Raw genomic sequence first — 1,477 nt, forward strand, 5'->3', positions numbered from 1 at the left:
ACGGTTGGGTTTGATTTCTTAACTTCGTCGGCTACTTTAGCTTTTTCTGCATCAGTCAAGTTGCTTGGATCTGTAACAGGAGTTACTGATGGATCCTTAACTTCTTTATCATCTGATTTCTTAACTGTCTTATCTGCTGGGATAACCGCTGTTGTACCATCTGGGTATGTAACAGTTGTTGTGCCATCTTTGCCTACTTCAACATCTTTCGCTGTTGGGTTAGATTTCTTAACTTCATCGGCTACCTTAGCTTTTTCTGCATCAGTCAAGTTGCTTGGATCTGTAACTGGTGTTACTGATGGATCCTTAACTGCTTTATCAGCTGATTTCTTAACTGTATTATCTGCTGGGATAACCGCTGTTGCGCCATCTGGGTATGTAACAGTTGTTGTGCCATCTTTGCCAACTTTAACATCAGTTACGGTTGGGTTTGATTTCTTAACTTCGTCGGCTACTTTAGCTTTTTCTGCATCAGTCAAGTTGCTTGGATCTGTAACCGGAGTTACTGATGGATCCTTAACTTCTTTATCATCTGATTTCTTAACTGCCTTAGCTGCTGGGATTTCTGCTGTTGATCCATCTGGGAAGGTTACAGTTGCTGTTCCATCTTTACCTACTTCAACATCTTTCGCTGTTGGGTTAGCTTTCTTAACTTCGTCTGCTACTTTAGCTTTTTCTGCATCTGTTAAGTTAGCTGGATCTTTAACTGGTGTCTTAGCTGGATCTTTAACGCCATCTGCATCCTTAGCAGGTGTTGCATCTTTAGCTTTCTCAACTGCCTTAGCTGCTGGAATTTCTGCTGTTGATCCATCTGGGAAGGTTACAGTTGTTGTGCCATCTTTGCCTACTTCAACATCTTTCGCTGTTGGGTTAGCTTTCTTAACTTCGTCTGCTACTTTAGCTTTTTCTGCATCTGTCAAGTTAGCTGGATCTTTAACTGGTGTCTTAGCTGGATCTTTAACGCCATCTGCATCCTTAGCAGGTGTTGCATCTTTAGCTTTCTCAACTGCCTTAGCTGCTGGGATTTCTGCTGTTGATCCATCTGGGAAGGTTACAGTTGCTGTTCCATCTTTGCCTACTTCAACATCTTTCGCTGTTGGGTTAGCTTTCTTAACTTCGTCTGCTACTTTAGCTTTTTCTACATCTGTTAAGTTAGCTGGATCTTTAACTGGTGTCTTAGCTGGATCTTTAACGCCATCTGCATCTGTTGGTGTTGAACTTGGTTCTTCAACAGTTACTTTAACTGGAACTTCTTCCTTAGAACCATCTGGGTATGTTACAACCACTGTCGCATCTTTTTCACCTGGTGTTGCTGTGTCTACTGGATCCTTGAAGGCTACTGTTGTACCCTTAGGAAGATCTTTCAAGTTACCGATTGAATCTTCTGCTTTTGGTTCAGTTCCTTTATCTACAGTTTGAGCTTTTGGTGTTGGCTCGTTCTTATCTGCATCTGTTGGTTTTGAACTTGGGTCTGTAA

Annotated in this window: 1 protein-coding gene; it reads right to left on the reverse strand. The window is 41.8% G+C overall.

Translation table 11 applies throughout. From position 1 onward, the window contains the following. Positions 1 to 1,477: Rib/alpha-like domain-containing protein (locus QM469_RS10500; protein WP_414320626.1), on the reverse strand; the 1,477-nt coding region annotated here is incomplete at both ends.

The organism is Streptococcus infantis, assembly GCF_047464215.1.
GTDB classification, from domain to species: Bacteria; Bacillota; Bacilli; order Lactobacillales; family Streptococcaceae; genus Streptococcus; species Streptococcus infantis_P.